This window comes from Litoreibacter sp. JB4-2, from assembly GCF_055693445.1.
The window spans coordinates 3,076,560-3,102,916 of sequence record NZ_CM146334.1; the positions used below are offsets into that span (position 1 = coordinate 3,076,560).

The 26,357-nt window shown below is 57.7% G+C and carries 26 protein-coding genes and 2 pseudogenes; 14 read left to right on the forward strand and 14 right to left on the reverse strand.

From position 1 onward, the window contains the following. Nucleotides 1-47: 47 nt before the first annotated feature. Nucleotides 48-1,184, forward strand: coding sequence for an MFS transporter (locus ACZ1G7_RS15230; RefSeq protein WP_472660235.1), 1,137 nt, complete (start codon nt 48-50; stop codon nt 1,182-1,184). On the opposite strand, the gene ACZ1G7_RS15235 is transcribed toward ACZ1G7_RS15230, so the two are convergent. After that, nucleotides 1,185-2,348: an alpha-hydroxy acid oxidase gene (locus ACZ1G7_RS15235; protein WP_472660236.1), complete on the reverse strand. Its 1,164-nt coding sequence runs from the start codon at nt 2,346-2,348 to the stop codon at nt 1,185-1,187. A gap of 136 nt (nt 2,349-2,484) precedes the next feature. Here ACZ1G7_RS15235 and ACZ1G7_RS15240 point away from each other — a divergent pair, with 136 nt between their 5' ends. Both ACZ1G7_RS15240 and ACZ1G7_RS15245 read left to right on the forward strand, forming a co-directional pair. Next, nucleotides 2,485-3,618, forward strand: a complete 1,134-nt coding sequence (locus ACZ1G7_RS15240) for an Acg family FMN-binding oxidoreductase (RefSeq protein ID WP_472660237.1) — start codon at nt 2,485-2,487, stop codon at nt 3,616-3,618. A gap of 14 nt (nt 3,619-3,632) precedes the next feature. Then, nucleotides 3,633-4,085, forward strand: coding sequence for a MarR family winged helix-turn-helix transcriptional regulator (locus tag ACZ1G7_RS15245; protein WP_472660238.1), 453 nt, complete (start codon nt 3,633-3,635; stop codon nt 4,083-4,085). Between the two features lie 136 nt (nt 4,086-4,221). Here the strand turns inward: ACZ1G7_RS15245 and ACZ1G7_RS15250 are convergent, their stop codons facing one another. After that, a complete protein-coding gene (locus ACZ1G7_RS15250; protein WP_472660239.1) occupies nt 4,222-5,820 on the reverse strand; it encodes a phosphoenolpyruvate carboxykinase in 1,599 nt (532 codons plus the stop codon). A gap of 318 nt (nt 5,821-6,138) precedes the next feature. On the opposite strand from ACZ1G7_RS15250, the gene ACZ1G7_RS15255 reads away from it, so the two are divergent. From ACZ1G7_RS15255 to ACZ1G7_RS15285, 7 genes and pseudogenes are all read left to right on the forward strand, one after another. After that, a complete protein-coding gene (locus ACZ1G7_RS15255; RefSeq protein ID WP_472660240.1) occupies nt 6,139-6,840 on the forward strand; it encodes a response regulator transcription factor in 702 nt (233 codons plus the stop codon). 2 nt (nt 6,841-6,842) lie between these two features. Further along, nucleotides 6,843-8,570 (forward strand): sensor N-terminal transmembrane domain-containing protein, encoded by a 1,728-nt coding sequence (locus ACZ1G7_RS15260; protein ID WP_472660241.1) that lies wholly within the window; start codon nt 6,843-6,845, stop codon nt 8,568-8,570. Nucleotides 8,571-8,596: 26 nt separating this feature from the next. Beyond that, nucleotides 8,597-9,022: a hypothetical protein gene (locus ACZ1G7_RS15265; RefSeq protein ID WP_472660242.1), complete on the forward strand. Its 426-nt coding sequence runs from the start codon at nt 8,597-8,599 to the stop codon at nt 9,020-9,022. Nucleotides 9,023-9,042: 20 nt separating this feature from the next. Beyond that, on the forward strand, nt 9,043-9,939 hold the full coding sequence (gene rapZ, locus ACZ1G7_RS15270; protein ID WP_472660243.1) for an RNase adapter RapZ: 897 nt from the start codon (nt 9,043-9,045) through the stop codon (nt 9,937-9,939). 48 nt (nt 9,940-9,987) lie between these two features. Then, nucleotides 9,988-10,386 carry a PTS sugar transporter subunit IIA gene (locus tag ACZ1G7_RS15275; RefSeq protein WP_472660244.1) on the forward strand — a complete coding sequence of 133 codons (399 nt, stop codon included), beginning with the start codon at nt 9,988-9,990 and terminating at the stop codon, nt 10,384-10,386. Then, nucleotides 10,379-10,648, forward strand: a complete 270-nt coding sequence (locus ACZ1G7_RS15280) for an HPr family phosphocarrier protein (RefSeq protein WP_472660245.1) — start codon at nt 10,379-10,381, stop codon at nt 10,646-10,648. Before ACZ1G7_RS15275 ends, ACZ1G7_RS15280 begins: the two co-directional genes overlap by 8 nt. A gap of 9 nt (nt 10,649-10,657) precedes the next feature. Further along, nucleotides 10,658-11,549: pseudogene (locus ACZ1G7_RS15285) on the forward strand (lysophospholipid acyltransferase family protein). On the opposite strand, the gene ACZ1G7_RS15290 reads toward ACZ1G7_RS15285, so the two are convergent. Next, nucleotides 11,550-12,425, reverse strand: coding sequence for a 3-hydroxybutyryl-CoA dehydrogenase (locus tag ACZ1G7_RS15290; protein WP_472660246.1), 876 nt, complete (start codon nt 12,423-12,425; stop codon nt 11,550-11,552). It lies immediately after the preceding pseudogene. Nucleotides 12,426-12,596: 171 nt separating this feature from the next. On the opposite strand from ACZ1G7_RS15290, the gene ACZ1G7_RS15295 reads away from it, so the two are divergent. Continuing rightward, nucleotides 12,597-13,421 (forward strand): DUF6473 family protein, encoded by an 825-nt coding sequence (locus ACZ1G7_RS15295; protein WP_472660247.1) that lies wholly within the window; start codon nt 12,597-12,599, stop codon nt 13,419-13,421. A 50-nt stretch (nt 13,422-13,471) separates the two neighbouring features. Here the strand turns inward: ACZ1G7_RS15295 and ACZ1G7_RS15300 are convergent, their stop codons facing one another. The 6 genes and pseudogenes from ACZ1G7_RS15300 to ACZ1G7_RS15325 all read right to left on the reverse strand — a co-directional run bounded on the left by ACZ1G7_RS15300 (nt 13,472) and on the right by ACZ1G7_RS15325 (nt 17,598). After that, nucleotides 13,472-14,398, reverse strand: a complete 927-nt coding sequence (locus tag ACZ1G7_RS15300; RefSeq protein WP_472660248.1) for an electron transfer flavoprotein subunit alpha/FixB family protein — start codon at nt 14,396-14,398, stop codon at nt 13,472-13,474. Beyond that, complete coding sequence (locus ACZ1G7_RS15305) at nt 14,399-15,160, reverse strand: electron transfer flavoprotein subunit beta/FixA family protein (protein WP_472660249.1); 762 nt, start codon at nt 15,158-15,160, stop codon at nt 14,399-14,401. It lies immediately after the preceding gene. 171 nt (nt 15,161-15,331) lie between these two features. Next, nucleotides 15,332-15,901 carry a cob(I)yrinic acid a,c-diamide adenosyltransferase gene (locus ACZ1G7_RS15310; protein ID WP_472660250.1) on the reverse strand — a complete coding sequence of 190 codons (570 nt, stop codon included), beginning with the start codon at nt 15,899-15,901 and terminating at the stop codon, nt 15,332-15,334. Nucleotides 15,902-15,905: 4 nt separating this feature from the next. Beyond that, entirely contained in the window at nt 15,906-16,115 is a 210-nt protein-coding gene (locus ACZ1G7_RS15315; RefSeq protein WP_472660251.1) for a twin transmembrane helix small protein, read from the reverse strand. 65 nt (nt 16,116-16,180) lie between these two features. Then, a pseudogene (locus ACZ1G7_RS15320) lies at nt 16,181-17,010 on the reverse strand (SDR family oxidoreductase). Between the two features lie 45 nt (nt 17,011-17,055). After that, nucleotides 17,056-17,598 (reverse strand): SH3 domain-containing protein, encoded by a 543-nt coding sequence (locus tag ACZ1G7_RS15325; protein ID WP_472660252.1) that lies wholly within the window; start codon nt 17,596-17,598, stop codon nt 17,056-17,058. A 137-nt stretch (nt 17,599-17,735) separates the two neighbouring features. Between ACZ1G7_RS15325 and ACZ1G7_RS15330 the strand changes: the two genes are divergently transcribed. After that, nucleotides 17,736-20,078: a DNA topoisomerase IV subunit A gene (locus ACZ1G7_RS15330; protein ID WP_472660253.1), complete on the forward strand. Its 2,343-nt coding sequence runs from the start codon at nt 17,736-17,738 to the stop codon at nt 20,076-20,078. Here the strand turns inward: ACZ1G7_RS15330 and ACZ1G7_RS15335 are convergent. After that, on the reverse strand, nt 20,075-20,620 hold the full coding sequence (locus ACZ1G7_RS15335; RefSeq protein WP_472660254.1) for a peptide-methionine (R)-S-oxide reductase: 546 nt from the start codon (nt 20,618-20,620) through the stop codon (nt 20,075-20,077). The genes ACZ1G7_RS15330 and ACZ1G7_RS15335 overlap by 4 nt on opposite strands. A gap of 99 nt (nt 20,621-20,719) precedes the next feature. Further along, a complete protein-coding gene (locus ACZ1G7_RS15340) occupies nt 20,720-21,022 on the reverse strand; it encodes a hypothetical protein (protein WP_472660255.1) in 303 nt (100 codons plus the stop codon). Nucleotides 21,023-21,531: 509 nt separating this feature from the next. Between ACZ1G7_RS15340 and ACZ1G7_RS15345 the strand changes: the two genes are divergently transcribed. Further along, complete coding sequence (locus ACZ1G7_RS15345; protein WP_472660256.1) at nt 21,532-22,179, forward strand: hypothetical protein; 648 nt, start codon at nt 21,532-21,534, stop codon at nt 22,177-22,179. Nucleotides 22,180-22,261: 82 nt separating this feature from the next. Next, the gene (gene tuf, locus ACZ1G7_RS15350) at nt 22,262-23,437 is read left to right on the forward strand and encodes an elongation factor Tu (protein ID WP_472660257.1); all 1,176 of its coding nucleotides are present in this window, start codon (nt 22,262-22,264) and stop codon (nt 23,435-23,437) included. Nucleotides 23,438-23,834: 397 nt separating this feature from the next. Here the strand turns inward: tuf and ACZ1G7_RS15355 are convergent, their stop codons facing one another. The 3 genes from ACZ1G7_RS15355 to ACZ1G7_RS15365 are packed head-to-tail and all read right to left on the reverse strand — an operon-like array spanning nt 23,835 to nt 26,300. Then, complete coding sequence (locus ACZ1G7_RS15355) at nt 23,835-24,749, reverse strand: FAD-dependent oxidoreductase (protein ID WP_472660258.1); 915 nt, start codon at nt 24,747-24,749, stop codon at nt 23,835-23,837. After that, nucleotides 24,746-25,540 carry an ABC transporter permease gene (locus tag ACZ1G7_RS15360; RefSeq protein ID WP_472660259.1) on the reverse strand — a complete coding sequence of 265 codons (795 nt, stop codon included), beginning with the start codon at nt 25,538-25,540 and terminating at the stop codon, nt 24,746-24,748. The genes ACZ1G7_RS15355 and ACZ1G7_RS15360 overlap by 4 nt, the downstream gene beginning before the upstream one ends. After that, nucleotides 25,533-26,300 carry an ABC transporter ATP-binding protein gene (locus tag ACZ1G7_RS15365; RefSeq protein WP_472660260.1) on the reverse strand — a complete coding sequence of 256 codons (768 nt, stop codon included), beginning with the start codon at nt 26,298-26,300 and terminating at the stop codon, nt 25,533-25,535. The genes ACZ1G7_RS15360 and ACZ1G7_RS15365 overlap by 8 nt, the downstream gene beginning before the upstream one ends. Between the last annotated feature and the right edge of the window lie 57 nt (nt 26,301-26,357).

The following is a 26,357-nucleotide window of genomic DNA, read 5'->3' on the forward strand; positions in this document are numbered from 1 at the left end:
CAAGATTGGTCTTGAGAGCCGAAAGCGAACTGACTACTGGCGAAGATATGTCCGTGCTTTCTGCCATACGCCTGTCCTACCAACCCGTCGCGGCCTTCATGATTGTGGGGCTCTTCTGGGGGTCGATGGCCGCGTTGGCGCCGCAGCTCAAAACGCAGATCGGCGCTGATGACGCCACGTTTGGGCTTTTGCTGCTGGGCACCTCCATCGGGTTGATGACCACGATGATCCTCGCGCCCATTTTTGATCGCAAGCTGGGGCAATGGGGCCTGCCGGTGGCCTCCGTTGTGCTTGCCGCCGCGTTCTTGTTCCCCGGCCTCGCAACAACGCCGCTGGCGTTTTTCGTGGCGATGATGCTGTGCGGGCTGGGCTCGGGGCTGCTCGACGTCACCATGAACGCCCGCGTGTCCGAGCTGGAAGCGGCGCATAAACGCCCCCTCATGAACGCCAATCACGGCATGTTTTCGGTGGCCTACGCTATCGGCGCTTTCGCCACCGGGCTGGGCCGGGAAGCCGCGATGAGCCCCGTCGTGATCTTCGCCAGCGTTGGCGTCGTGGCACTACTGCTGGCCAGCCAAACCCGCATGCAGGTAGCCGAGGTCGCGCAAGACGCCAAGGCGCGCGGCCGCTTCCCCTACGCCATTGTCGGGCTCTGCGGTGCGGTGGTGCTGATCGCCTTCATGACCGAGGCCGCCGTCGAAAGTTGGTCCGCGCTGCATGTCGAACGCACCTTGGGCGGGCGCGCGGCGGAGGGCGCGTTTGGCCCCATGATGCTGGGCATCACCATGGCTATAGGGCGGTTCGGCGGGCAGGCCGTCGCCGATAAATGGAGCGATCTGACGGTCATCTTCTGGGGCGCGGTGCTGTCCGCCGCCGGTGCGGTCATCGCGGCTACGGCCCCCACGCCGCTGATCGCTTATGTGGGGTTTGGCACGCTGGGCCTGGGCGTGTCCGCCATCGGGCCCATCGGGCTGGCCATCGTTGGGCGTCTGGTGCCGCCGGAGCTGCGCACGCTGGCCATTTCGCGCGCCGCTGTGATCGGGTTTTCAGGCTTCTTTATTGCCCCCGCCGCGATGGGGCTGATCAGTCATGCCTTCGGGCTGCGCGCAAGTTTCGCCGCCATTGCGCTGCTGGTCTGCGCGCTGTTCGTGCTGTTGCCGGTGCTCAGGCGGCGCGGCGCGTAATCAGGCCCACTCGCCCTCAAAACCCTTGGGGATCAGCAGGTTATGCTCGCCCAGATTGGCGATGTCGCGCTCCCCGCAAAGGGCCATCGTCGTGTCCAGCTCCTTGTGGATCACGTTCAAGGCTTCGGTCACGCCCTGTTCGCCCATCGCGCCCAACCCGTAGATGAACGCGCGCCCGATATAGGTACCCTGCGCGCCCATCGCGGTGGCTTTCAGCACGTCCTGACCCGACCGGATGCCGCCGTCGATATGCACCTCGATCTTGTCGCCCACCGCGTCCAAAATTGGCCGCAACATCTTGATGGAGCTCAGCGCCCCGTCCAATTGCCGCCCGCCATGGTTGGACACGATGATCGCATCGGCGCCCACATTCAGCGCCATTTTGGCGTCTTCGACGTCCAGAATGCCCTTCAGGATCAGTTTGCGATCCCATTTCTTGCGGTATTCCTTCACCGTGTCCCAATTCAGCCGTGGGTCAAATTGCTGTGCGGTCCAGCTGTGCAGCTGGGAAATATCGTCGACCGACTTCGCATGCCCCACGATGTTGCGGAAGGTGCGCCGCTTGGTCTGCAGCATCTTGAGGCCCCAACCCCATTTCGTCGCCAGATCCGCGATCACCAGGGGCGTTAGCTTGGGCGGGGCGGACAACCCGTTTTTGATGTCTTTGTGGCGCTGCCCCAAAAGCTGCAAATCCAGCGTCAGGACCATCGCGTCGCAGCCCGCATCCTTGGCGCGGCCCAGCAGGTTGTCGATGAACTGCGCGTCGCGCATCACGTAAAGCTGGAACCAGAACGGGGCCGTGGTGTTCTCAGCGATATCCTCGATCGAACAAATCGACATGGTGCTCAGCGTGAACGGCACGCCGAATTTTTCCGCCGCTTTGGCCGCCAAAATCTCGCCGTCGGCGTGCTGCATGCCGGTCATGCCCACAGGGGCAAGTGCGACCGGCATCGCCACGTCGCGCCCGATCATCTGCGTTTTGGTGGTTCGGTTGGTCATATCCACCGCCACACGCTGTCGCAGGCGCAGCTGGGCATAGTCTGAAACATTCTCGTCAAATGTCTGTTCGGTCCAGCTGCCGCTTTCGCAATAATCGTAGAACATCTTCGGGACGCGTCGTTTGTAGATGCGCTTGAGGTCCGCAATTTCGGTGATAGGCGCCATAACTTAACTCTTTTGGTCCGTATTGGTTAAGTTCTTTTACCAATTCAGCCAAGTAGTGGCAATCCATCTCTTCAGGCTTGATAAAAGTACGATATCGAACTAAATAGTACGAAATCGCACTAAATGGAGAATCGAAATGGACCTGACACGCAGAAAAACATTGGCAATTTTGGGCGGTGGCGTTGTCGTCGCTGCAGGCGGATTGGGGTATCGCGTCACCCGCAAACCCAGTGCCGCTATTCAACCTTGGGCGCAGGCCGGGCTTTATGACAGCCCGCGGATGCGCGCTTTGTCCTACGCGATCTTGTCGCCGAACCCGCATAACCGGCAGCCTTGGAAAGTCGATCTGAGCGTGCCCGACCAGATCACGCTCTTTGTCGACACGGACCGGTTGCTGCCCCATACCGACCCGTTTTCGCGACAGATCACCATCGGGCTTGGCTGCTTTCTGGAAACGATGCGGATCGCGGCCAGTCAAGATGGCTATGACGCGCAGTTTGACCTTTTCCCCGAAGGCGAGATGACCCAAGCGCTGGATCAACGCCCCATCGCACATATCCGTTTTGAAAAAGGCGGCACGCCTGATCCGCTTTTCGCCCAGATCATGGACCGTCGCACCCAGAAAGAGCCGTTCGATCTGTCCAAACCTGTCGCCGCCGATCTGCTGCCCCGACTTGAGGCCGCCTGCGTCAATGGCACGACCACGGGCAGCACCGTCGATGCAGGCGTTGTTCAAACATTGCGCGACCTCGCGCGCGAAGCCTTGGTGATCGAGGTGGAAACGCCCCACACATTCAAAGAAAGCGTCGATTTGTTCCGCATTGGCTATAAGGAAGTGAACGCCAACCCGGACGGCATTGATTTTTCTGGCCCGATCTTTGAGACGATGAGCACATTCGGGGTGTTCACGCGGGAAGCCGCGCTCGACACAAGCTCAACCGCCTATAAAGAAGGCATGAATGCGGTTTTGGAGAATGCGGAAACCGCGATGGGCTTTATCTGGATCACGACTGCGGGCAACAGCCGCATCGACCAGATCAATGCCGGGCGCGATTGGGTACGTATGAACCTGGCCACCACGCGCGAAGGCGTCGCGATGCAACCGCTCAGCCAGGCTTTGCAGGAATATCCCGAAATGGCGCAGCTTTATGGCGACATTCATCAAATGCTGGCGCCCGACGGGGGCACGTTGCAGATGTTTGCCCGTCTGGGATATTGCGCCCCGGTGCCACAAAGCCCGCGTTGGCCCTTGGAAGCCAAGCTTGTCTGAGCCATGGTTGCGCCATGGACCCAAAGACCCTTCCGCAGTATTTCAAGCTGTTCAATGAAATTGGCATCATTGAACAGCTCAGCCGTCACAGTTTGGAACAGCAGCTGCCAGATGGGCTGATCGCGCCGCATTTTACGGTGTTGAACCATCTGACCCGCGTCAAAGATGGCCAGACCCCGCTGGTGCTGGCCCGCGCCTTTCAGGTCCCCAAGACGTCGATGACGCATACGCTGGCCGGGCTTGTGAAACACGGGCTGGTTGAGATGCGCCCGAACCCTGAAGATGCGCGCTCCAAACAGGTTTGGCTGACGGATGCGGGTCGGAAGGTGCGCGAAGAGACGATTGTCAAAGTGGCCTCCGGGCTGGGCCCGATTGCCGATGTCGTGTCGCCCGAACAGCTGCAGGAAATGTTGCCAATTCTAGAGCGGATCCGCATCTATCTGGACGCCCGCCGCGACACGCATTGACCCTTTCTATTTGGTTAACAAATTTTGGAAAGCCTTTTTGATCAGCGGCTTACAAGATTCCCCGCATGCGGGGCGCGCGTAAAAAGGCCCGCCGCTGCTTGCACAGGGCGGGCCTTTCTTTTCAAAAGAGCAGGGTCTAGCTGATCGCCGCCGCCTTCACGTCGGCATCAATAAAAGGCAGGTATTGCTCGAAATTGTCGGAGAACATCTCCACCAGCTTGGCCGCCTGACGATCATAAGCCTCCGGGTTGTCCCAGGTCCGGCGCGGATCAAGAATGACATCAGCCACACCCTCGGCCGCCGTCGGCACCTCGAAGCCAAAGTTAGGATCATCGCGGAAGGTTCCCTTGTTCAGCGACCCATCCAACGCCGCGCTCAGCAGCGACCGGGTGGCCTTGATCGGCATCCGCGACCCCGTCCCGTAAGCCCCGCCGGTCCAGCCCGTGTTGACCAGCCAGCAGGTTGAGCCATGCTTGGCGATCTTTTCTTGCAGAAGCTTGCCGTAGACTTCCGGCCGACGCGGCATAAACGGCGCCCCGAAGCAGGTCGAGAAGGTCGGTTCCGGCTCCGTCACGCCACGCTCCGTGCCCGCAACTTTTGAGGTGAAGCCCGACAGGAAGTGATACATCGCCTGCGCCGGGGTAAGGCGGGAGATCGGCGGCAGAACCCCGAACGCGTCACAGGTCAGCATGATGATATTCTTCGGATGCCCGCCCAGCGCCGTATCGGATGCGTTCGAAATGTAGTGCAGCGGATAAGCGCAGCGCATGTTGGCGGTCAGGCTGTCATCTTCAAAATCCAGCTCCAGCGTGTCGGGATCGAAGACCATGTTCTCGACCACCGTTCCGAATTTCTCCGTCGTGGCGTAGATTTCCGGCTCCGCCGTGCGCGACAGGTTGATGGTCTTGGCGTAGCAGCCACCTTCAAAGTTGAAAGAACCGCGGTCCGACCAGCCGTGCTCATCATCGCCGATCAGCACCCGGTTGGGCTCCGCTGACAACGTGGTCTTGCCGGTGCCCGATAGGCCGAAGAACACCGCCGTATCCGCCGGGTTGCCCGGGGCATGGTTTGCAGAGCAGTGCATCGGCATAATGCCTTTTTCGGGCAGCAGGTAGTTCAGCAGCGAGAAGACAGATTTCTTGTTCTCACCCGCGTAGGCCGTGCCACCGATCAGGATCAGCTTCTTGTCGAAATGCATCGTGATGACGGTTTCAGTGCGGCAGCCATGCTTGGCTGGATCGGCTTTGAAGCTTGGGCAGTTGATGATGGTGAATTCGGGGATGAAGCTTTCCAGCTCGCTTGCTTCTGGGCGGCGCAGCATGTGGCGGATGAACAGCCCGTGCCAGGCGAGCTCCGTCACGACGCGCACATCGAGACGCTGCGACGGGTCCGCGCCGCCGAACAGGTCCTGCACGTAATAGTCGCGATCTTTCATGTGTTCCAGCATATCGGCATGCAGAACGTCAAAAGCGTCGGCGTCCATTGGCGCGTTGTTGTCCCACCAAATGGTGTCTTCAACGCTTGGGGTGCGCACAACGAATTTGTCTTTTGGTGAGCGGCCAGTATGGGTGCCGGTCGTCACCAGAAACGCGCCGCCTTTGCCAAGCGTGCCTTCACCCGCTTTAAGCGCGCTTTCGATCAGTGCAGGCTCTAAGTAGTTATAGTAGACCGCCCCAAGTCCGGTAATGCCTTGTGTTTCAAGTGTCTGCGCGGGATTGACGCGTCCTTGGGTCATGAGAAATGTCTCCTGTCGCGAGGGGTCCATGCCTCGCGGATCAAAAAGCATGTGGTGGGCCATACGCACATGACGCCGCAGCAATGCGGCAGGTCTTAGTTATAGCAACCAGCATGGGGCCGGGGAACAGGGAGAAAGCGCGGGGTTAGCGTTATCATTGGAAACAATGTGCGGCAAATTAGTCAAACATTAGGACTGAAATGCCCAAATGAGGCGCCGAAACCGATGATTCGGCACAAAAATATTGATTCTGAGAGGATCTCGGCGGATGATGCGTCAAAACAAAGAACAAAAATGAGCAGTACAAAGGGTTTCCCCATGTCCAAGATTGCGTTGGTGGATGACGATCGGAATATTCTGACGTCCGTCCAGATGACACTCGAAGCAGAAGGTTTCGAAGTCGAGACTTACAATGACGGCCAAAGTGCACTGGATGCGTTTTCGCGCAAGATGCCCGATATGGCCGTTCTCGACATAAAGATGCCGCGCATGGATGGCATGGATTTGCTTCAGCGCTTGCGCCAGAAATCCGAAGTGCCTGTGATCTTCCTCACATCGAAAGATGACGAGATTGACGAAGTTCTGGGCCTGCGCATGGGTGCGGATGACTATGTTCGCAAGCCGTTTTCACAGCGTTTGCTGGTGGAACGCATTCGCGCAATCCTGCGTCGCAAGGACGCGATTGAAAAAGACGACGCTGGCGAAGGCGAAGTCGCGCAAACCATGGTACGCGGCGATCTGGTGATGGACCCTCTGCGCCACACAGTCGCTTGGAAGGGCAATGACGTGTCGCTGACCGTGACCGAGTTTTTGTTGTTGCAGGCTTTGGCCCAGCGTCCCGGTTTCGTTAAATCACGCGACCAGCTTATGGACGTGGCCTACGACGATCAGGTTTACGTGGATGATCGTACCATCGACAGCCACATCAAACGTCTGCGCAAGAAGATGCGCACTGCGGATGATGACTTCTCCGCGATTGAGACCCTGTATGGGATCGGGTACAGATATAACGAAGAGTAACGATGACTTTGGCGTCGAGGATTGCCGTGGCGGACGCGAAACCAGTGCGTAATGCGGATTTGGAAATGGGTGAGGACTGGACCGAGCAGGATGTCTCGGTCGAGGATGAACTACAATCCAGCCGGAAGAAGCGGAATTTCATTTCGCTGAACCGCTCGCCTTTGGCGCGCAAGATTATCACATTCAATTTGCTCGCGCTGGTGATCCTAGTCGCGGGCGTATTGTTCTTGAACCCATTCCGCGACAGCCTTGTTGTACAGCGGGAGGCCGGATTGGTCTCTGAGGCTGAGCTGATTGCAGATGTCTTCGAGGCGCGTCTTGGGGCAGGAACAACTCTGCTAACAGCGTCTGGTGGGTTGGCGGCGGAAGAGACACTGAAAGGTCTCGATATTGCGCCGGGCGTCGAAGTGTTTGTCTTTGCCGCAGATGAGGCTTTGGTCGCCAGCACATTGGGCATGGAACGCGAACCGCTTGCAGGCACCGAAGCGTTGATGCCCGACAGCAACAGCACCATCATTACGAATTTTTTGAACTCCGTCTGGGAAGGCGTTTCAAGCGTTTTTGGCCCGGATGAGATTGTTCTACCCAGCATCACCGGCGAGGAAGAAGCGCGCAGGTTGCTGTCCAGTGCCTTGGAAGGTGAAACGCAAGTGCGCAGCGGTTTGGACGGCGCCAGCGGCAGCATTTTCTCGGTCGCGACACCGATTGAGCTGAGCGACGGCACCGTTGGTGTGGTTGCCCTGACCACTATCGCTGGGCAGATCGACCAGCTTGTGCGCGTTGAGCGTGAGCAAGTTTTACAGATGTTCGTGATCGCAATCCTTGTGTCGATTGGCTTGAGCCTTGTTTTGGCATCGACCATAGCCAACCCGCTGTCTGATCTGGCCGCTGCGGCTGAGCTTGGTCGCGATCGCAACGCCCGCAAGGTGAGCCCATCACGCGTTCGCATCCCTGATTTGACCGCACGCCCCGATGAAATCGGACGCCTTTCTGGGGCGATGCGCGGCATGGTTTCGGCACTTTATGAACGCATCGATGCGAACGAACAGTTTGCCGCCGACGTCGCGCATGAGATCAAGAACCCGCTGGCGTCACTGCGTTCGGCCGTGGGCACTTTGCATGTGGCCAAAACGGATGATCAGCGCTTCCGCCTGCTTGAAGTGATCGAGCATGATGTGCGGCGTCTCGACCGGTTGGTCAGCGACATCTCGAACGCGTCGCGTCTGGACAGCGAGCTCGTCAAGGAAGACGAAGAACCGTTCGACCTGATGAAGATGCTGAGCAATCTGACAGAATACCTGTCACAACAGGCCGCCGAGAAAGGCGTCGAGTTTATCCGCGATGTGCCGAATGAGCCGATTATCATCCATGGTCTTGAAGCGCGACTGGCTCAAGTTTTTGTCAACCTGATCACCAACGCGACGTCGTTTTGTGAAGACGGCGACGCGGTCCGCATTTGGGCGCGCCGTCGTGACAACCGCGTGCTTGTCGTTGTTGAGGATACCGGCCCGGGCATCCCGGAACAGGCATTGAACAAAGTGTTTAACCGGTTCTATTCGGAACGCCCTGAGCAGCAATTTGGCAATCACTCTGGCCTTGGGTTGGCGATCTCGAAACAGATTATCGAGGCGCATGGTGGTGTGATCTGGGCCGAGAATATCCGACCAACTGATGCCGACATTACCTCCGAGCCATTGGGCGCGCGCTTTGTTGTTGGCCTGCCAACCTAGTCTTCCTGAACAGCCTTCGTGCCCTCATGTCTGACGGCGCGCAAGAAATGCGTCACGCGACATGTGTTTGCGTGGCCGATGCGGCCGTGTTGATTACAGGAGGTTCGGGCAGCGGCAAATCAGGCCTCGCGCTACAGCTTTTGGCCCTAGGTGCGGAGCTGGTCGCGGATGATCAAGTCACCCTGACACGCAGCGGAGAACAGGTTATTGCGTCAAAACCGGACGGGTTGCCGGCCAAGATTGAAGCACGTGGTATCGGCTTGCTGGATGTCCGGATCCGGGTTGGCGCTGTGCCGATTGCGTTGATCGTCGACATGGATGTGCGGCAGACGCAACGATTGCCTGCTCCGCAGCACATCGATTGCTTGGGCATTCCCGTCACAATTTGGCGATACGTTGAAGCGGCGTATTTCCCTGCCGCTGTTTTGCTCTATCTTCGCGGCCAAGCTTAGGTCTTTTGAAAGACGCCTGAATGGCAACAGATTCGAAAACGGACAATGCAGTGGTGCTGGTGACCGGGCCTTCGGGCGCGGGGCGTTCGACCGCGATTAATGCGCTTGAGGATCTGGGTTTTGAGACAATTGACAATATCCCAATCTCCTTGGTGGCGCGCTTGCTGGATGGTCCGAAACTAGAGCTTCCGCTTGCCTTGGGGCTCGACATTCGTAACCGTGACTTTTCCCCTGAACGCGTGGCCCAGTTGGGACATGAGCTGGCGGAACGGCCCGGTTTGGATCACCAGCTGGTTTTTATTGATGCTGATGCAGATGTGCTGATCCGGCGGTATTCGGAAACCCGGCGCAGGCACCCGCTGGCGCCAAATGCCAGCCCGCGCGAAGGTGTTGAACAGGAAATCAAGCTGCTTGAACCGCTACGTGCGAGCGCTGATATTTTGATCGACACCACGGCCCTGACCCCGCATGAGCTGAAGGCGGAAATCGCGGGATGGTTCAAAGCGTCTGATGGCGGGTTGATGTCGCTGACGGTTGAGTCGTTTTCCTACAAGCGTGGATTGCCGCGCGGCGCCGATATGGTCTGGGATTGCCGCTTTTTGAAAAACCCCCATTGGGATCGCGAGCTGCGCCCGAAAACCGGCCAAGATGCTGATGTTGCGGCCTATGTGCGCACCGACCCAAGCTATGCGCCTTTCTTTGCGCAACTAAACGATATGGCAGAGCTTTTGCTGCCCGCATTCCGGGCTGAAGGGAAAGCTCATTTGGGTCTGGCGCTAGGCTGCACGGGTGGGAAACACCGCTCCGTTGCCGTAGCGGAAGAATTCGGCAAAGCCCTTGCCAATAAGGGGTGGCGGGTGTCTATAAGGCACCGAGAATTGGAAAGTCGCCAGGCTGGGGTTGGTTCGGGGCTTTGATATAGCACATAGAGGCGCAAGGGCGCGCCGCAACGGGGACGGCTCGGTTTGATTGGTATTGTTATCGTGGCGCATGGAGGGCTGGCCAAGGAGTATTTGTCTGCGGTCGAACATGTTGTGGGCGCCCAGGACGGTATCCGAGCGATCACGATTGAAGAAAATCACGACCGCGGATCAAAACAGGCCGAGATTTGTGCCGCCGCGGACGAGGTTGATACCGGGGCAGGGGTCGTTGTGGTGACGGATATGTTTGGCGGCTCCCCGTCGAACCTGTCTTTGCAGGCATGCAAACCGCAAAACCGCCGAATTCTGTATGGGGCCAATTTGCCGATGCTGATCAAGCTCGCCAAGTCCCGCCATCTTGAGGTGCCGCAAGCCGTTGACTTCGCCATGGAAGCGGGTCGAAAATACATAAACAGCTTCAACGGAATGACCTCGGATGACTGAGCAGTGCTTGCAGATTGTCAATGAAAAGGGCCTGCACGCGCGCGCTTCGGCCAAGCTTGTTGAGGTGGTCGAACAGTTTGACGCCTCGGCGACCGTCAGTAAGGACGGGATGGACGTGTCCGGTGATAGCATTATGGGCTTGCTGATGTTGGGCGCAGCGCGGGGCACCTCAATCGACGTCAAGACCCAAGGACCGCAGGCGGAACCGCTGGGTGCGGCAATTGCTGCGCTGGTGGCCGACAAGTTTGGCGAAGAGCGTTGACCCCCGCCGATGAGTGATCCCAACCAGCTGGACCCGAAGGTGGAGCCAGTTCCGGGCGACCCGGAATATGTGGCTTATGACCGTCGCAACCTGTCTTACGCAAATACGTTTGCCAATCCTTTCAAGCGTTTAGCTATTCAAACGATGGAGCTGTTCACCGGAAAGCTGCATCTTCTTTACCTTGTGCGGAAGTTCGAAAAACGCGGGGTTAAGTTTGGGCAGGGCTTCTGGGCTGATGCGCTGGACGTGATGGGTATCAAGCTGCAAACCCCTCAACATCAGCTTGACCGCATCCCGAAAACGGGTCCCGTCATTATCGTCGCTAACCACCCCCATGGGCTGGTCGACGGCATGGTGTTGGCCGAAACCATTGGCCGCGTGCGCACGGATTACAAGATTTTGACACGGTCCCTTTTGACCGGCGTCAACGCGATCGACCAGTTCATGATCCCCGTGCCGTTCCCGCATGAAGAAGACGCGCTGCAACAGAACCTTGAGATGCGCCGCCGCGCGATGGAGCATTTGAAGGATGAGGGCGTGATCGTCTTGTTCCCGTCGGGTGTTGTGGCGACGTCTGAGACATGGTTTGGCCCCGCGATTGAAAAAGAGTGGAACCCGTTTACCGCAAAGATGATACAACGCTCCGGTGCGGCGGTGGTGCCGATATATTTCCCGGGACGCAATTCGAGGGCCTACCAGATCGCCAATCAGATTTCGGCGACCCTGCGTCAGGGCTTGCTGATCTACGAGGTTCGCCACGCGCTTTACAAACCGCAGGCCCCGGTGGTCGGAGAACCGTTCGATCCAGAAAAGATCAGGGAATGGTCGTCAAACCCGCGCGGATCTCGTGGCGTGGTTGCGCGAAGAAACACTGGCCTTAGCCGCGCAAGCAAAGAAGTAGCTAGCGCGTGGGTTTCGGTGGATCGACGCGGTAGTCGTAAAAACCACGATCCGATTTGCGCCCAAGCCAGCCGGCTTCCACATATTTTGTCAGCAGCGGGCAGGGGCGGTATTTTGTGTCAGCAAGCCCATCATGCAAAACGTTCATGATCGCCAGGCAAGTGTCGAGCCCGATGAAATCAGCCAGCTCCAGCGGTCCCATCGGATGGTTGGTGCCCAGTTTCATCGCGCTGTCGATGGACGAGACATTCCCGACGCCTTCATACAGCGTATAAACCGCCTCATTGATCATCGGCATCAGGATGCGGTTCACGATGAAGGCGGGGAAATCTTCGGCAGAAGCCGCTGTTTTTCCAAGCTTTTCGACCACTGCCAGGCAAGAGGCATACGTCTCATCATCGGTGGCGATGCCGCGGATCAGCTCGACCAATTGCATGATCGGGACCGGGTTCATGAAGTGAAACCCCATGAATTTTTCGGGTCGATCCGTGCGGGAGGCAAGACGCGTGATCGAAATGGAGGACGTATTGGACGTGAGGATCGTGTCGGGTTTGAGATGGGGCAACAGATCGTCGAAAATGGCGTTCTTTACGGTTTCGCGCTCGGTTGCGGCCTCGATGATCAGATCGGTCGGACCTACATCGGAGAGCTTTAGCGTGCTTGAAATGCGCTCCATTGCGCCGCGATGCGCGTCCGCGGTGATCTTTTCGCGGGTCACCTGACGGGCGAGATTGCCGTCGATCAGAGCGACAGCGCGGTCCAAAGCATCTTGGGATACATCCGACAAAATCACTTCATAGCCCGATAGAGCGAAGACATGCGCGATGCCATTTCCCATCTGCCCCGCACCGACGATACCGACTTTTTTGATGTCCATGTGACCGGCACCCCTACCGCGTAAATCCGCAAATCCTGTGGCAACATAGGCCGCGCATAGGACCGGAAACAAGGGGCCGTGTTTCCTAAAAATTTGGGCAAATTTCGGGTTTAGCTTTTTGGAAAGGGCTGCGGCTCACATTGGCCTCATGTGAGTCGTGTGAGGTGGGTTATGGCCTATGAAAGACCGGGCGAGAGCCCAATTGATTATCAGCAATGCCGTTACGGCAACTCAAAACTTCTGTTTCGGGGGCCGCGTCGGGATACAAACAAGAAATATGGTGTGTTTCTGGGAAGCACCGAAACCTATGGGAAGTACATTCCCAAACCCTTTCCAGAGATCGTTGAAGACACGCTGGGGCATCCGTGCGTGAACCTTGGCACCGTGAATGGCGGTGTAGACGCCTTTGTGAATGATGAGGCAGTCCTGGCGCTATGCTGCGAGGCGGAGTTCACCGTGATCCAGATCATGGGGGCGCATAATATGTCGAACCGGTTCTATTCGGTGCATCCGCGCCGCAATGACCGTTTCTTGAAAGCTTCTACCTTGATGAGCACCATCTTTCGCGAGGTGGACTTTACCGAATTTGCCTTTACGCGGCATCTGCTGATGACTTTGAAAACGCTGTCGCCAGAAAAGTTTGTTGTTCTTGAACAAGAGCTGAAGACCGCATGGCAAGCGCGGATGGAGCTCCTCCTCAAGCGCATTGATACCAAAGTGATCTTGTTGTGGGCGTCTGAACGCAGCCCTGATGACGAAGATATGGGGCCCGAACTTGGGTCAGATCCGCTATTTGTGGATCGCGACATGTTGGACCGTATGGTTGCCAAGACAGATGGCTATGTTGAGGTGGTCAATACGCCTGAGATCAAGGGTTTGGGGACTGACGGGATGCTTTTCCCACAAATGGAAGCTGCCGCTGCGGAACATGTCCCAGGCCCCGCATTTCATGGCTTGGTGGCGACAAAACTACTGCCTGCCTTGGACGAAAAGTAAAAAAAGGCCCCGCAGATGCAGGGCCTTTTCTAAATCTAGTTGCGGGCTGATCAGAGCTTTTCAAGCAGCTCCGGTACGGCGTCGAACAGGTCGGCCACAAGGCCGTAATCTGCAACCTGGAAGATCGGTGCTTCCTCGTCTTTGTTGATCGCGACGATTACCTTGCTGTCTTTCATGCCCGCAAGGTGCTGAATAGCGCCGGAGATGCCGACAGCAACATACAGGTCCGGTGCAACAACCTTGCCGGTCTGACCAACTTGCCAATCATTTGGTGCGTAGCCAGAGTCAACCGCAGCGCGCGACGCGCCGACGGCGGCGCCCAGCTTGTCGGCCAGCTTTTCGATCATCGCAAAGTCTTCCTCAGACCCAACGCCGCGACCGCCAGACACAACGATGCCTGCCGATGTCAGCTCTGGGCGATCGGATTCCGCGACCTTGTCTGCGACCCATTCGGAAAGCCCCGGGTTTCCTGCCGCGCCGATATTTTCAACTGAGGCTGATCCACCCATGTCGGCCGCGTCAAAAGACGATGTCCGGAATGAGACGATTTTCTTCGCATCGGTCGTTTGTACTGTTTGCACTGCGTTACCGGCGTAAATCGGGCGTTCAAAAGTGTTTGCGTCGACAACGCCGGACACATCCGTCATCACCATCGCGTCGAGCAAAGCAGCGACGCGCGGCATGATGTTTTTCGCATCCGTTGTGGCAGGGGCGACGATATGATCGTACCCACCGGCCAGCGACACGATCAGGTCGGCGGCAGGTTCGGCAAGGCGTTTGCCATAAATCGCATCTTCAGCGCAGAGCACTTTTGCGACGCCGGAGATTTTTGCCGCTTCGGCTGCGGCTGCGGCGCAAGTGGCCCCGATGCACAGCACGTCGATATCGCCCAATGGGCCTGCGGCGGTGATTGCGGATGCGGTTGCGTCAACGGATAGCTCGCCATCGTTGACCTCAGCCAAAAGAAGTACAGCCATCTAGAGAACCCCCGCTTCGTCTTTAAGTTTTGTGACCAGCTCGTCGACGGAGCCCACTTTGACGCCCGCTTTGCGCGCTTCCGGCTCTTCTGTCTTCACAACGCTCAAGCGTGGCGAAACATCAACGCCATAATCTTCGGGCGTCTTTTCATCGAGCGGTTTTTTCTTCGCTTTCATGATGTTGGGAAGCGAGGCATAGCGCGGTTCATTCAAGCGCAAGTCCACGGTGACAACGGTTGGCATGCTCACTTTGATCGTTTGCAGGCCGCCATCAACCTCACGGGTTACGACAGCTTTGTCGCCCTCGATTTCCAGCTCAGATGCGAAAGTTGCCTGGCTCCAACCCATCAACGCGGCCAACATTTGGCCGGTGGCGTTGAGGTCATTGTCGATGGCTTGCTTGCCGCAGAGCACCAGACCGGGTTTTTCTTCGTCGATCACGCCTTTGAGCAGCTTGGCGACGGCAAGTGGTTCGATATCGGTGTGCACGTCGTCTGCAGCAACGATCAGAATGGCGCGGTCAGCACCCATCGCAAGCGCGGTGCGCAGCGTTTCCTGGCTTTGCTTGACGCCCACAGAAACCGCGATGACCTCGTCAGCTTGGCCGGCTTCTTTCAGCCGAATTGCCTGTTCGACGGAAATTTCGTCAAACGGGTTCATCGACATTTTCACATTTGCAAGATCGACCCCGCTGCCATCCGCCTTCACACGGACTTTCACGTTATAGTCGATCACACGCTTGACCGGCACGAGGACCTTCATCTGCGTTCTCTCCCAAAAATTGAAGCGCCCGGCTGGGCGCAGGAAACTGTTTGGCTAATCGTTAGCCGAGCGCCGTGACGGAAAATAGGTCAAAATCGACGCGCCCCGGCATTCTGACGTCGCGTCCGTGAAATTCAAGCGTATTTTTTCACGATGGCATCCAAGTTAGCGCTATCTATTTGCGCCGGGCACCCACAACACGTCGTCTTTGCCGTCATTATTGGCGATACGAGACGCCACAAAGAACCAATCGCTGAGGCGGTTCAGGTATTTCACCGCCGCGTCGTTGACCGATTCCATTGTGGCCAATTCCACCGTGAGCCGCTCTGCGCGGCGCGACACTGTGCGACACAGATGCAGTTGAGCGGCCAGGGCCGAACCACCGGGCAGAATGAAGGACCGAAGCGGTTCCAACGCGTCATTCATTGCGTCGATCTCTGACTCGAGCCGAGCGACCTGCGTTTGTGCGATGCGCAGGGGGAATTCGGCCTCCGCGTCCATCTCCATATCGGGTCGGCACAGGTCCGCACCGAGATCAAAGAGGTCGTTTTGGATGGCAGAAAGCTGCGCGTCGAGATCACCTGAGGCGTGAAGCCGGGCGAGGCCGACTGTGGCATTGGCCTCATCAACCGTGCCGTAGGCTGTGACACGCATAGAGTGTTTTGCAACGCGCGCCCCGTTGCCGAGCGCGGTTTCCCCAGCATCGCCGGTTTTTGTGTATATTTTGTTCAGAACAACCATTGGTTCAGGAGCCTCCCATGCGGCGGAAAAAGACGAAGACGAGGATTAGAGCGACGGCAACAGCCTGAGCGTAGATGCGGTAGCGCATGATTTTGTTGGCATGTTTGCGGTTGAAGTCACCGCCCTTTGCAAAGCCCCCGATGCCGATCATCAAAATGATCAGCACCCCGATACAGGCGAGCGCCACAACGATAAAAAGCGGGTCTTTGGCCATGGGCCGGCTCCTTCCATTTCTTTGTAAGCGACTTAGCGGGCGGCGCGCCAAAAGCGAACGCGAATTTAGCCTTTGGCCAGAATCCAATCAAGCGCGCGCGTCGGAAGCAGGCGTTTGAGAAGCGCCATGGCATAGGTCGGCGTGGTCACAAAATAGCGCGGGCGCGGGTTGGGATGTTCTAATGCGTGGATCAGTTTTTTGCTGACGGCGCTTGCGGGCAGCTCAAACGGGTCGGGGCCGCGCGTCTCATAGAGCCGCTTGATGAGTTGATCTTCATATTGCGCGCGCCGGGGGAATTTTCCCAATCGATCCAGCGTTCAAACGGGGCGATCGAGTTTTTCCGAATGTCTGACGTAATAGGACCGGGCTCGATCAGGATGATTTTGATCGGCGTGTCGCGCATCTCCAACCGTAGGGTGTCGGTCAGGCCCTCCATAGCGAATTTGGTCGCATTATAGGACCCGCGCCATTTCATTGTAACGAGCCCTAACACGGAGGAACAATTCAGGATACGGCCATGTCCTTGCGCGCGCATCACCGGGATCACGCGCCGGATCAGCGCATGATAGCCAAAGAAATTTGTTTCGAAATTGGTGCGCAAAGCGTCTGTCGGTAAGTCTTCGACCGCGCCGGGGGTGGCATAGGCGCCATTGTTGAAAAGCGCGTCCAACGTGCCGCCCGTGCGGCTCAGGCATTCGGCCAAAGCCACGTCCAATGATGCGGAATCGGTGTAATCGAGCGGGAAGCTCTCCAAGCCTTCGTCCCGTAGCCGGGCACAATCTTCCTCCGCTCGGCAGGTTGCGAACACCCGCCATCCGCGTTTCTGCAAGCTGTGGGCGGCGTCATAACCGATGCCCGAGGAACAGCCGGTGATCAGGATAGATTTCTGCGTCATGGACGCATCGCTAAGCGATCTGCGCTGTGCTGACCAGCCGCGATTTTAGCTCTCGCGGCTGATAAATTTAGCGGACATATAGGCCTCGATCCCGGACTCTAGAATGAAGACGCGTGCCCAGCCTGTGTCGAGCAGTTCAAGCACTTCGGCGCTGTCACCACGCCGCGTTTGGCCGACAACGCTGGCCCGTGTGGTGGCCCCTTTGCGCAGATTCACGGTCGAGCCGGTGACGCGCCAGATTTCACCGATGCCGGTGTCTGGTTGCGCGATTTCGGATTGCGGCTTTGGCTTGGCGGTGATTTTTGGCGCGACGGGTTTGGCCACGGCAAGGGATGGCGCGGCGGTCGTCGGCAAGGCAATGACCGCGACATCAGGTGTCTTTGCTGTGTCGGGGGTCGCCAAGGCTACCGCCGGTTTTGGCAAAGCAATGGCATTTGTATCAAGCTGCGCTTTCGGGCTGGCGGATACGGCGATCACGGGCGTGTCCACGCGATTATGTTCGGCCAGTTCGACACCTTTGGGTGGCGCCCCGAAAATCAGAAGCGTCAGATACAGTGTGGCGCAAAGGCCCGCGACCCATTTAAACATAACATCCCCCGATGCAGCAATTCCGTTCGGCACCTGTGCTAGCGCGTGGATGGCTGCGATTCTCAGGGGAAAAAATTTGCGCTGCGACTGCGGCAAGATGGCTTTACCGCCACCGACACGGGCGCTACACACGATCTATGTCAGATGAGACCACCGACCCCAACATGAGCGCCGCCAGCATGGTCGAGCCTTTGCGCCGCGCCATTGGGGACCGGTATCTGCAATATGCGCTTTCCACGATTATGCATCGCGCGCTGCCGGATGCGCGCGACGGATTGAAGCCGGTGCATCGTCGGATTCTTTACGCCATGTCGCGGTTGAAGCTGAACGCCACCGGCAAGTTTATGAAATCCGCCAAGATCAGCGGCGACACGATGGGCGATTTCCACCCACATGGCGACGGCGCGATCTACGACGCCATGGCGCGGCTGGCGCAAGAGTTCAATGTCCGTTACCCGCTGGTCGACGGGCAGGGGAACTTTGGCAATATCGACGGCGATAACCCCGCTGCGTCGCGCTACACCGAAGCGCGCATGACGATTTATGCTGAAGCCCTATTGGAAGGGCTCGACGAGAACGCTGTCGACTTTCGGGAGAACTACGACGGGCGCCTGGAAGAGCCCGTGGTGCTGCCTGCGAGCTACCCGAACCTGCTTGCCAACGGGGCCGCTGGGATCGCGGTGGGGATGGCCACGAATATTCCGCCGCATAACATCGAGGAGCTGATCAACGGGTGCTTGCACCTGATCAAAGCGCCAAATGCGCGTGATGAGACCTTGCTGGAACATATCCCTGGCCCTGATTTCCCGACCGGGGGCATCATTGTTGAGCCGCGCGAGAATATTTTGCAGGCCTACACGACCGGGCGCGGTTCTTTCCGGCTGCGGTCGCGCTATGAGGTGGAGGATATGGGGCGGGGGCAATGGCAGATTGTCGTCACCGAAATCCCCTATCAGGTTCAGAAATCCAAATTGATCGAGAAGATCGCGGAGCTGATCCAGACCAAGAAAATTCCGATTCTTGCCGATGTGCGCGATGAATCCACAGACGAGATCAGGCTGATCCTTGAGCCGCGTTCAAAGAATGTCGACCCGGATGTATTGATGGGGATGATGTTCCGCAATTCCGATCTGGAAACACGGTTTTCGCTGAATTTGAATGTGTTGATTGACGGGCTGACGCCAAAAGTCTGCTCGCTGAAAGAGGTGCTGCGCGCATTTCTGGACCATCGTCGTGATGTGCTGCTGCGCCGCTCTCGCCACCGATTGGAGAAGATCGATCACCGTTTGGAGGTGCTCGAAGGGTTCATTGTCGCGTTTCTGAACCTCGACCGGGTGATCGACATTATCCGCTACGATGATGACCCTAAATCGGCGTTGATGTTCGAGGATTGGGGCAAGACGCATGTCCGCGCCACGTCCGAAAAAGACTATGTTGGGCCAGCAAAAACAGGCGATGAGCCGTCTCTGACAGAAGTGCAGGCTGACGCAATTCTGAACATGCGTTTGCGGTCCTTGCGGCGTTTGGAAGAGCTAGAACTGAAGCGTGAGCGCGACGAGCTGATGGCCGAACGCGCTTCCCTTGAAGACCTGCTCGACAGCGAGGACCTGCAATGGAAGCGCATTGCCGACCAATTACGCGAAACCCGGAAGGCCTTTGGTAAATCTTCTGAGATTGGCGCACGGCGCAGCGAGTTTGCCGAAGCAGTCGAATTCGAAGATGTGCCGATTGAAGCGATGATCGAACGCGAACCGATCACCGTTGTCTGCTCCCAAATGGGATGGATCCGGGCCATGACGGGCCATATCGATCTGACCCGCGAACTGAAATTCAAAGACGGCGATGGGCCGCGCTTTATCTTCCATGCAGAGACGACGGATAAGCTTCTGGTCTTTGGTTCCAACGGTCGGTTTTATACGCTTGCTGCGTCCAACCTGCCGGGCGGGCGGGGCATGGGCGAGCCCGTGCGCCTGATGGTCGATCTGCCCAATGAAGCCCAAATTGTGGACTTGGTTCTGCATGATCCGGCGCGCAAATTGTTGGTGGCCTCAACGGCAGGCGACGGTTTCGTGGTTCCAGAGGCCGACGTCGTGGCGCAGACCCGGTCGGGCAAGCAGGTCCTGAATGTCAAGGACGACATCCGCGCCGTGATCTGCAAACCGGTAACAGGCGATCACGTCGCGATTGTCAGCGAGAATGGAAAATTTCTGGTCTTCCCAACGTCAGAGCTGCCCGAAATGGGGCGCGGCAAAGGTGTTCGGCTGCAGAAATACAATCAGGCCCGCGGCAAACAGGGAGCGTTGGAGCTGGATGGCGGTTTGTCCGACCTGACCACGTTCAATTGGGATGACGGGCTGAGCTGGGAAATGGGTGGCGGCAAAACCCGCACTGAACCCGACATGACCGAATGGCTTGGCAAGCGCGCGGGCGTCGGCAAACGCCCACCTTATGGTTTCCCGCGGAACAATAAGTTCAGCTAGGCATCAAGCTGCTTGAAGGTGAGCGCGGTTCCATTGATGCAATGGACCATCCCAACCGGGCTGATATTCAGCAAATGACCCAAATGGCTGCCGCAGCGGCGGCAATGCACCTCTGTCACGGCCTGACCGCTATCAGCCATCTGGCCGTATTCTGGCACAGGACCATCAATGCCTAATAGAACTGCGTCAGGAACAGCGTGGTGGAAGAACACCCAACCTTTGTCCAAAATGACTTTCCAACGCCCATCGAAACTGGTGAGATCGCAGCCTTTGCAATGGTATGTGCCGTCTCGCACCTCCGTCCAAAGCGGGCTGGTTTTTGGCGGCTCCGTCAGGCCTTTCCGGAGGATGAAATACTCAAATTCTTCGAGCTGGGCGAGCCATTCTGCTTCTGTTCTTACGACCTCATAGACCATGTCTTCGCCGGCGGGCGTTGTTTGCGAGGTGGCGGCGACGGGCAAAGCACCTATTCCGATCGCCGCCGCACTGGTTGAGGCAAAGAATTTGCGGCGCGTTATCTTCGTACTGTTTGAATGTTGCATTCGCATCTACCTTTTCTAGTGGGGTTTCGTCGGTGAACGTGCCTACTGATCTGAGCGCCCAAGCAATCGAGAACCGCTTGGGCGCTTTGCTTTTGATGACTAGTTGGTTGCTTCAGCCGCGCTGTCGCCATTCATCAAGATGACCTGCGCTTCGAGGATTTTCATCTGAGCCGTGGTGTCAGCTTTGAAAAACGCTTCGCGCTCGGCGGCGCTCATATTGCCCAGGGCAAAGCGCATTTGTGCGACGGAGAAATCGCCCATAGATGTGTCTTGCAGCATGATTTCAGCAGCCGAGTTGTTGCTCATAGCAAAAAGTGCAGCGGCCCGTTCGGCGGCGGATTCTGCCAAAACAGGTGTTGCAAAAGCCGCAGTTACGGCAAGCGTTGTGATAAGTGTTTTCATTGGTCTTCGCTCCTAGATTGTTTGGTCCAAATCCCGTTCCTGGATGGACAGCCTATGGTTAGTTCGGACGGCGTTCACTCAAAACGAACGTTGCCGAGACGGGGCGTGATCGATTTGTTTCTGGTTCGTGAGGCTCGCGTGATTTTGTGCGCGCCTTAAGGCACCGCCCAAACGAAATTGGGCGAAGCGCAAGCCCAAGATTTTGAACAACATTCCGGCGTATTCCTTGGAAACACGCGGCCTCGATCACGATCTCATTCGGATTGATTTTCTTCGGTGAAAGTACCGAAATTCTCCATCGAGCAGCGCTGCGCGCGCCTCAAAATCACGCCTAAGTGAGATCGATGACATGTTTTGTGGGTGAGTGGCCGCCAACTTTCTTACACTTTCTTCACGAGCGTATCTTTGGTCACAGGAATGAGAGCGAACCCGCATTTTTCCCCGCGCGGTGTGAATTGCCCTCTTGCCGTTCGGCCGCTATCAAACCCTGAGCCATTGGAGGGCAGCGCATGTTGCGATTTGGATTGATTTTGCTGGGATGTCTTGTGCTCAGCGCCTGCGCGACGCCCGATCCTGAGGTCGACGAAGCCGTTGATCTGGGTAATTTCCGCCTTGAAAGCAACGTCGGGGTGACCAAGACGGCCCGCAAAATGGGTGTGTCCCGGGACGCCACGGCTGAGGAATGGGAAACGGCGCTTGAGGCTGCCGTCGAGAAACGTTTCCGCAGGTACCAAGGCGACACCGCCTACACGCTGAGCTACTCGCTGGATGGTTACCTGCTGGCGACGAAAGGCGGGCGGCTGGCCTTGTCGAACAAGTCGGCCATTTTAGCGACGGTTCATATCTGGGAAACCGACCCGCTTGTGCGGCTTGAGGATCGTTCGACCCAACTGCTTGTGCTTGAAGGATTGGACGGGGAAACCGTCATCGGATCGGGTTTGTTCCGCACCAAAGAAGAACAAATGGCGCGCCTGTCTGCGCAATTCGCCAAAGCGATGGAACGTTGGTTGCGCGCCAATAGCGATCTCTTTGGGCGCGACGTCTCCGATCTTGAAAAGCAGGCGGCGCAGAAAGACGATGCGACGCAGCTTGCCAAAGAGATTACAGAGCCACAACCCGCACCACCTCGTCCACTGCCGCGACCGACAGAGGGTTGATTTTTCTTCCCATGGTGAATAGGTACCGCGCGAAGTGGAATCGGGGCAGATGATCCCCATAAAATGAAGGGCGCCTTTCGAGATGGCAAAAGAGAAGTTTGAACGTACGAAACCGCACGTAAACATTGGCACGATTGGTCACGTTGATCATGGTAAGACGACGCTGACGGCTGCGATTACGAAGTATTTTGGTGACTTCAAGGCGTATGACCAGATTGACGGCGCGCCTGAGGAGAAAGCCCGCGGGATCACCATCTCGACCGCTCATGTTGAGTATGAAACCGACGCGCGTCACTACGCGCATGTTGATTGCCCCGGCCACGCCGACTACGTCAAAAACATGATCACCGGTGCCGCTCAGATGGACGGCGCGATCCTGGTTGTGAACGCCGCTGACGGCCCAATGCCGCAGACCCGCGAGCACATCCTTCTGGGCCGCCAGGTTGGCATCCCGAAGATGGTCGTGTTCATGAACAAGGTTGACCAGGTTGACGACGAAGAGCTTTTGGAGCTGGTCGAGATGGAAATCCGCGAGCTGCTGTCCAGCTACGAATACCCGGGCGACGACATTCCGATCATCGCGGGCTCCGCTTTGGCGGCGATGGAAGGCAACAACCCTGAGATCGGCGAAGAGAAGATCAAAGAGCTGATGGCCGCTGTTGACGACTACATCCCGACGCCAGAGCGCGCCGTGGACCAGCCGTTCCTGATGCCGGTTGAGGACGTGTTCTCGATCTCCGGCCGTGGTACCGTTGTGACCGGTCGTGTTGAGCGCGGTGTCATTAACGTTGGTGAAGAGATTGAAATCGTGGGTATCCGCGACACCGCGAAAACGACCTGCACAGGCGTTGAAATGTTCCGCAAGCTGCTGGACCGCGGTGAAGCTGGCGACAACATCGGCGCGCTTCTGCGCGGCATCGACCGTGACGGCGTTGAGCGCGGTCAGGTTCTGTGTAAGCCAGGTTCGGTTCAGCCCCACACCAAGTTCGAGGCAGAGGCCTACATCCTGACCAAGGAAGAGGGTGGCCGCCACACGCCATTCTTCGCCAACTACCGCCCGCAATTCTACTTCCGGACGACAGACGTCACCGGCACAGTTGAGCTGCCGAGCGGAACAGAGATGGTGATGCCTGGCGACAACCTGAAGTTCGACGTCGAGCTGATCGCACCGATCGCCATGGAGCAAGGCCTCCGCTTCGCGATCCGCGAAGGCGGCCGCACTGTTGGCGCGGGCGTTGTGTCGAAAATCACCGAGTAACGACGGCTCCGCCGTCGGGTGGGCGGCAGGCGGTTTCCAACGGAAATCGCCGAGAGCCCACACCCCTGAAAACCTGGGGGACACCGGTTAGAAATAAAGAAAGGCCGCTTCCGAAAGGAGGCGGCCTTTTTTCTCGCTCGAAATGTCCGCCACGCGGGACTTTGCGGTCGTGGAAGTTTTGCATTTAAATGATCGCAATGCACGCTTAACTACAGCATCGGACAGCCCCTCGAGTGCAACCAGACAATCGCCGCAAGAACTAGGAAATGAAGCCACAACAGTGAATCCTTGCTGTCGGAAGGTCTGTATTTTGGCATCATTCATTCCTACATCCATTCGCAGTGCCTGAGGCCGCTCAACGCACAAAACCGGAATTCCATCCTCTTTAAAATCTTGCCTACAGCCTAGCCGCTGCTTGACCAGCCGCATCACCTGTGGCGAAGGCCGTTCCCATCACGCGGACGGAGGCATAAGCGCGTGGGTCAGCGCCGATGGTCCGGCCAGCGAAATACAGATTTTCTAGTCCTTTTGCGCGCAACGCGTCCAAGGGAATGGATGCCCAACCTTCACCGCCAACGGAAGTGTAGACCGGTTTTCCGGGGATTGCGTGATCCTCCATTGGCCAGGCGGCTTTTGCCTCGCCATCCTCACGGGCCGAGGGCCAGTTGCCTTTGTAGGCCTTGAACACAGCCTTTATCGCGTCGCGGTCGATCGCAACGTTAGGATCACGCCCGCCGGTCCGAACAGGGGCGGAGATCGCCTGAAGCTTGCCCCCCAGGTCGCCCGTGCGGCAGGGCACACCTGCGACCAGAGACAAGTTCGCATCCCCAGTGGCATCGACAAAACTTTCGGCCGACACGCGGGTGCGGCCGTCCATCCCAGCCAATGTAACGGATTGAATTTTTTCTGCCGTTCGTGTGGCAGCCGCGATGCGGGTGTGCAGTAAAACCTCCACCCCGTTGTTTGCCAGCACCCGGTCCAGTGCCAGCTTAACCGCCTCTGGTTCGAGTAAAATGATCCAGTTCAACGTCGTGGGTGATGAGAAAGGTTCACAATCAAGGCCCAGTTTGCGCAGCTCATCTAGAACCATATCAGCCGCGCCGCCGACTGCCTTGATAGGGTCCGGCCCTTGTTGGAAAAACCCACAATAGGCCAGCACCTGCGCGTTGGTCGCTGCCCCACCGAGGAAACCATACTTCTCAACCAGCAAAACGCGCGCGCCGGCTTTTGCAGCTCCTAGAGCTGCCCCAACACCGCCAGCACCGCCGCCGGCAACCACAACATTATAGTCGGATTTCGGCTTGCGCGTCACGTCCGCCAACCCAACAAACGGCGTTCGGCCATGCCGATGACCGCGCTGACCAGAACCCCGAGCAAGGACAGGATCACGACGCCCGCAAAGAGCCGTTCGAGATCATAGAGCGATCCGGCCTCAAGGATATACGCCCCGATGCCATACTCTGCGCCAAGCATTTCTGCCGCAACCAGCAGGATGATCGCAATGGCGAGACTGATACGTAGTCCTGACAATATTCCCGGCATCGCCCCGGGCAGGACGATCTTGCGCACGATAGACCACCAGGACAGGCCGAAGCTTTGGCCCATGCGGATCAGCGTGCGGTCCACATTGTCTACCGCGCCGTAGGTCGCCACCACGGTCGGGGTGAAGGTGCCAAAGGCGATCAGCGCGTATTTGGAGCCTTCGCCGATGCCAAACCAGATCACAAACAGCGGCAAAAGGGCGATTTTGGGAATAGGGAAAATTGCTGCCACCAACGGCACAAGGCCAGAGCGGACGTATGAGAACAGGCCGATCAGGATGCCTACACTGATCCCAACGCTGGCCCCGATAATAGCCCCCACGGTCAGGCGGGACAGGCTAGGGCCAAGATGTTTGAACAGCAGCCCGCTGTCATAAAGCTGGCGGAACGTCTCAAACACATCCGAGGGGCGCGGCAGGGACAGAGACGATATCCAGCCCACCCGCGTGCCCCATTCGACAATTAGCACCAGAGAAACGAAAACGACGACACCGACCCAGCGGCGCGATTTGGGGGCGAAGCCGCCCCCGCGAAAGACAACTGATTTCCCGGTGTCATCCATGAAGCAGCTCCGCATCAGCGGCGCGCGCTTCGTCGCGCATCAACTGCCAAAGGTATTTTTGTGTTTTCTCAAGATCAGCATCCCCAAATTCGCGCGCGGCAAGGGGTTTGTCGATATCGACCACCTCGCGAATTTTTCCCGGACGACGCGACAGCACAACAACGCGGTGCCCCACGCGCACGGCCTCGGCCAGATTATGGGTGACGTAAACGGCGGTGAACGGCTGGCGGGTCCAAAGCTCCACCAGATCATCCATCAACAACTCTCGGGTTTGGCTGTCGAGCGCCGAGAGCGGCTCATCCATCAGCATCACAGCGGGGTTCACAGCGAGCGCGCGCGCAATGGCCACGCGCTGTTTCATACCGCCGGACAACTGTTTGGGCAGGGCTTTGGCAAAGTCGGTCAGTTTGGTGCGCGACAGCACGTCCGCAATGATCTCATTGGCGGCCGCACCCTTGATGCCGTGATCTTCCAGCACCAGTGAGATGTTGCCCGACACCGACCGCCACGGCAGCAGCGCGAAGTCTTGGAATATATAGGTGAGCGGGTTCAGGCAATCTGCAGGCGGGTCCCCCAGCTGCAACACGCGTCCCCGCTTGGGCCGCTCCAACCCGCCGATAAAGCGCAAAAGGGTGGATTTTCCGCAGCCTGAGGGCCCGACGATACAGACAATCTGCCCGCTGGAAATATCCAGCGAGATGTCACGCATCACCTCGAAATCGTCATAGGAATGGCCAATGCCGTCCAGTCGAATATCCATCACGGACCTTTTGCATGAGATATGAGGGGCCAGCATTATGCCAGCCCCACTGTTGGG

Coding starts and splice junctions, on each gene's coding strand:
- ACZ1G7_RS15230 (WP_472660235.1), top strand. CDS start 48: ATGTCCGTGCTTTCTGCCATACGCCTGTCCTACCAACCCGTCGCGGCC.
- ACZ1G7_RS15235 (WP_472660236.1), bottom strand. CDS start 2,348: ATGGCGCCTATCACCGAAATTGCGGACCTCAAGCGCATCTACAAACGA.
- ACZ1G7_RS15240 (WP_472660237.1), top strand. CDS start 2,485: ATGGACCTGACACGCAGAAAAACATTGGCAATTTTGGGCGGTGGCGTT.
- ACZ1G7_RS15245 (WP_472660238.1), top strand. CDS start 3,633: ATGGACCCAAAGACCCTTCCGCAGTATTTCAAGCTGTTCAATGAAATT.
- ACZ1G7_RS15250 (WP_472660239.1), bottom strand. CDS start 5,820: ATGACCCAAGGACGCGTCAATCCCGCGCAGACACTTGAAACACAAGGC.
- ACZ1G7_RS15255 (WP_472660240.1), top strand. CDS start 6,139: ATGTCCAAGATTGCGTTGGTGGATGACGATCGGAATATTCTGACGTCC.
- ACZ1G7_RS15260 (WP_472660241.1), top strand. CDS start 6,843: ATGACTTTGGCGTCGAGGATTGCCGTGGCGGACGCGAAACCAGTGCGT.
- ACZ1G7_RS15265 (WP_472660242.1), top strand. CDS start 8,597: ATGTCTGACGGCGCGCAAGAAATGCGTCACGCGACATGTGTTTGCGTG.
- rapZ (WP_472660243.1), top strand. CDS start 9,043: ATGGCAACAGATTCGAAAACGGACAATGCAGTGGTGCTGGTGACCGGG.
- ACZ1G7_RS15280 (WP_472660245.1), top strand. CDS start 10,379: ATGACTGAGCAGTGCTTGCAGATTGTCAATGAAAAGGGCCTGCACGCG.
- ACZ1G7_RS15290 (WP_472660246.1), bottom strand. CDS start 12,425: ATGGACATCAAAAAAGTCGGTATCGTCGGTGCGGGGCAGATGGGAAAT.
- ACZ1G7_RS15295 (WP_472660247.1), top strand. CDS start 12,597: ATGGCCTATGAAAGACCGGGCGAGAGCCCAATTGATTATCAGCAATGC.
- ACZ1G7_RS15300 (WP_472660248.1), bottom strand. CDS start 14,398: ATGGCTGTACTTCTTTTGGCTGAGGTCAACGATGGCGAGCTATCCGTT.
- ACZ1G7_RS15305 (WP_472660249.1), bottom strand. CDS start 15,160: ATGAAGGTCCTCGTGCCGGTCAAGCGTGTGATCGACTATAACGTGAAA.
- ACZ1G7_RS15310 (WP_472660250.1), bottom strand. CDS start 15,901: ATGGTTGTTCTGAACAAAATATACACAAAAACCGGCGATGCTGGGGAA.
- ACZ1G7_RS15315 (WP_472660251.1), bottom strand. CDS start 16,115: ATGGCCAAAGACCCGCTTTTTATCGTTGTGGCGCTCGCCTGTATCGGG.
- ACZ1G7_RS15325 (WP_472660252.1), bottom strand. CDS start 17,598: ATGTTTAAATGGGTCGCGGGCCTTTGCGCCACACTGTATCTGACGCTT.
- ACZ1G7_RS15330 (WP_472660253.1), top strand. CDS start 17,736: ATGTCAGATGAGACCACCGACCCCAACATGAGCGCCGCCAGCATGGTC.
- ACZ1G7_RS15335 (WP_472660254.1), bottom strand. CDS start 20,620: ATGCAACATTCAAACAGTACGAAGATAACGCGCCGCAAATTCTTTGCC.
- ACZ1G7_RS15340 (WP_472660255.1), bottom strand. CDS start 21,022: ATGAAAACACTTATCACAACGCTTGCCGTAACTGCGGCTTTTGCAACA.
- ACZ1G7_RS15345 (WP_472660256.1), top strand. CDS start 21,532: ATGTTGCGATTTGGATTGATTTTGCTGGGATGTCTTGTGCTCAGCGCC.
- tuf (WP_472660257.1), top strand. CDS start 22,262: ATGGCAAAAGAGAAGTTTGAACGTACGAAACCGCACGTAAACATTGGC.
- ACZ1G7_RS15360 (WP_472660259.1), bottom strand. CDS start 25,540: ATGGATGACACCGGGAAATCAGTTGTCTTTCGCGGGGGCGGCTTCGCC.
- ACZ1G7_RS15365 (WP_472660260.1), bottom strand. CDS start 26,300: ATGGATATTCGACTGGACGGCATTGGCCATTCCTATGACGATTTCGAG.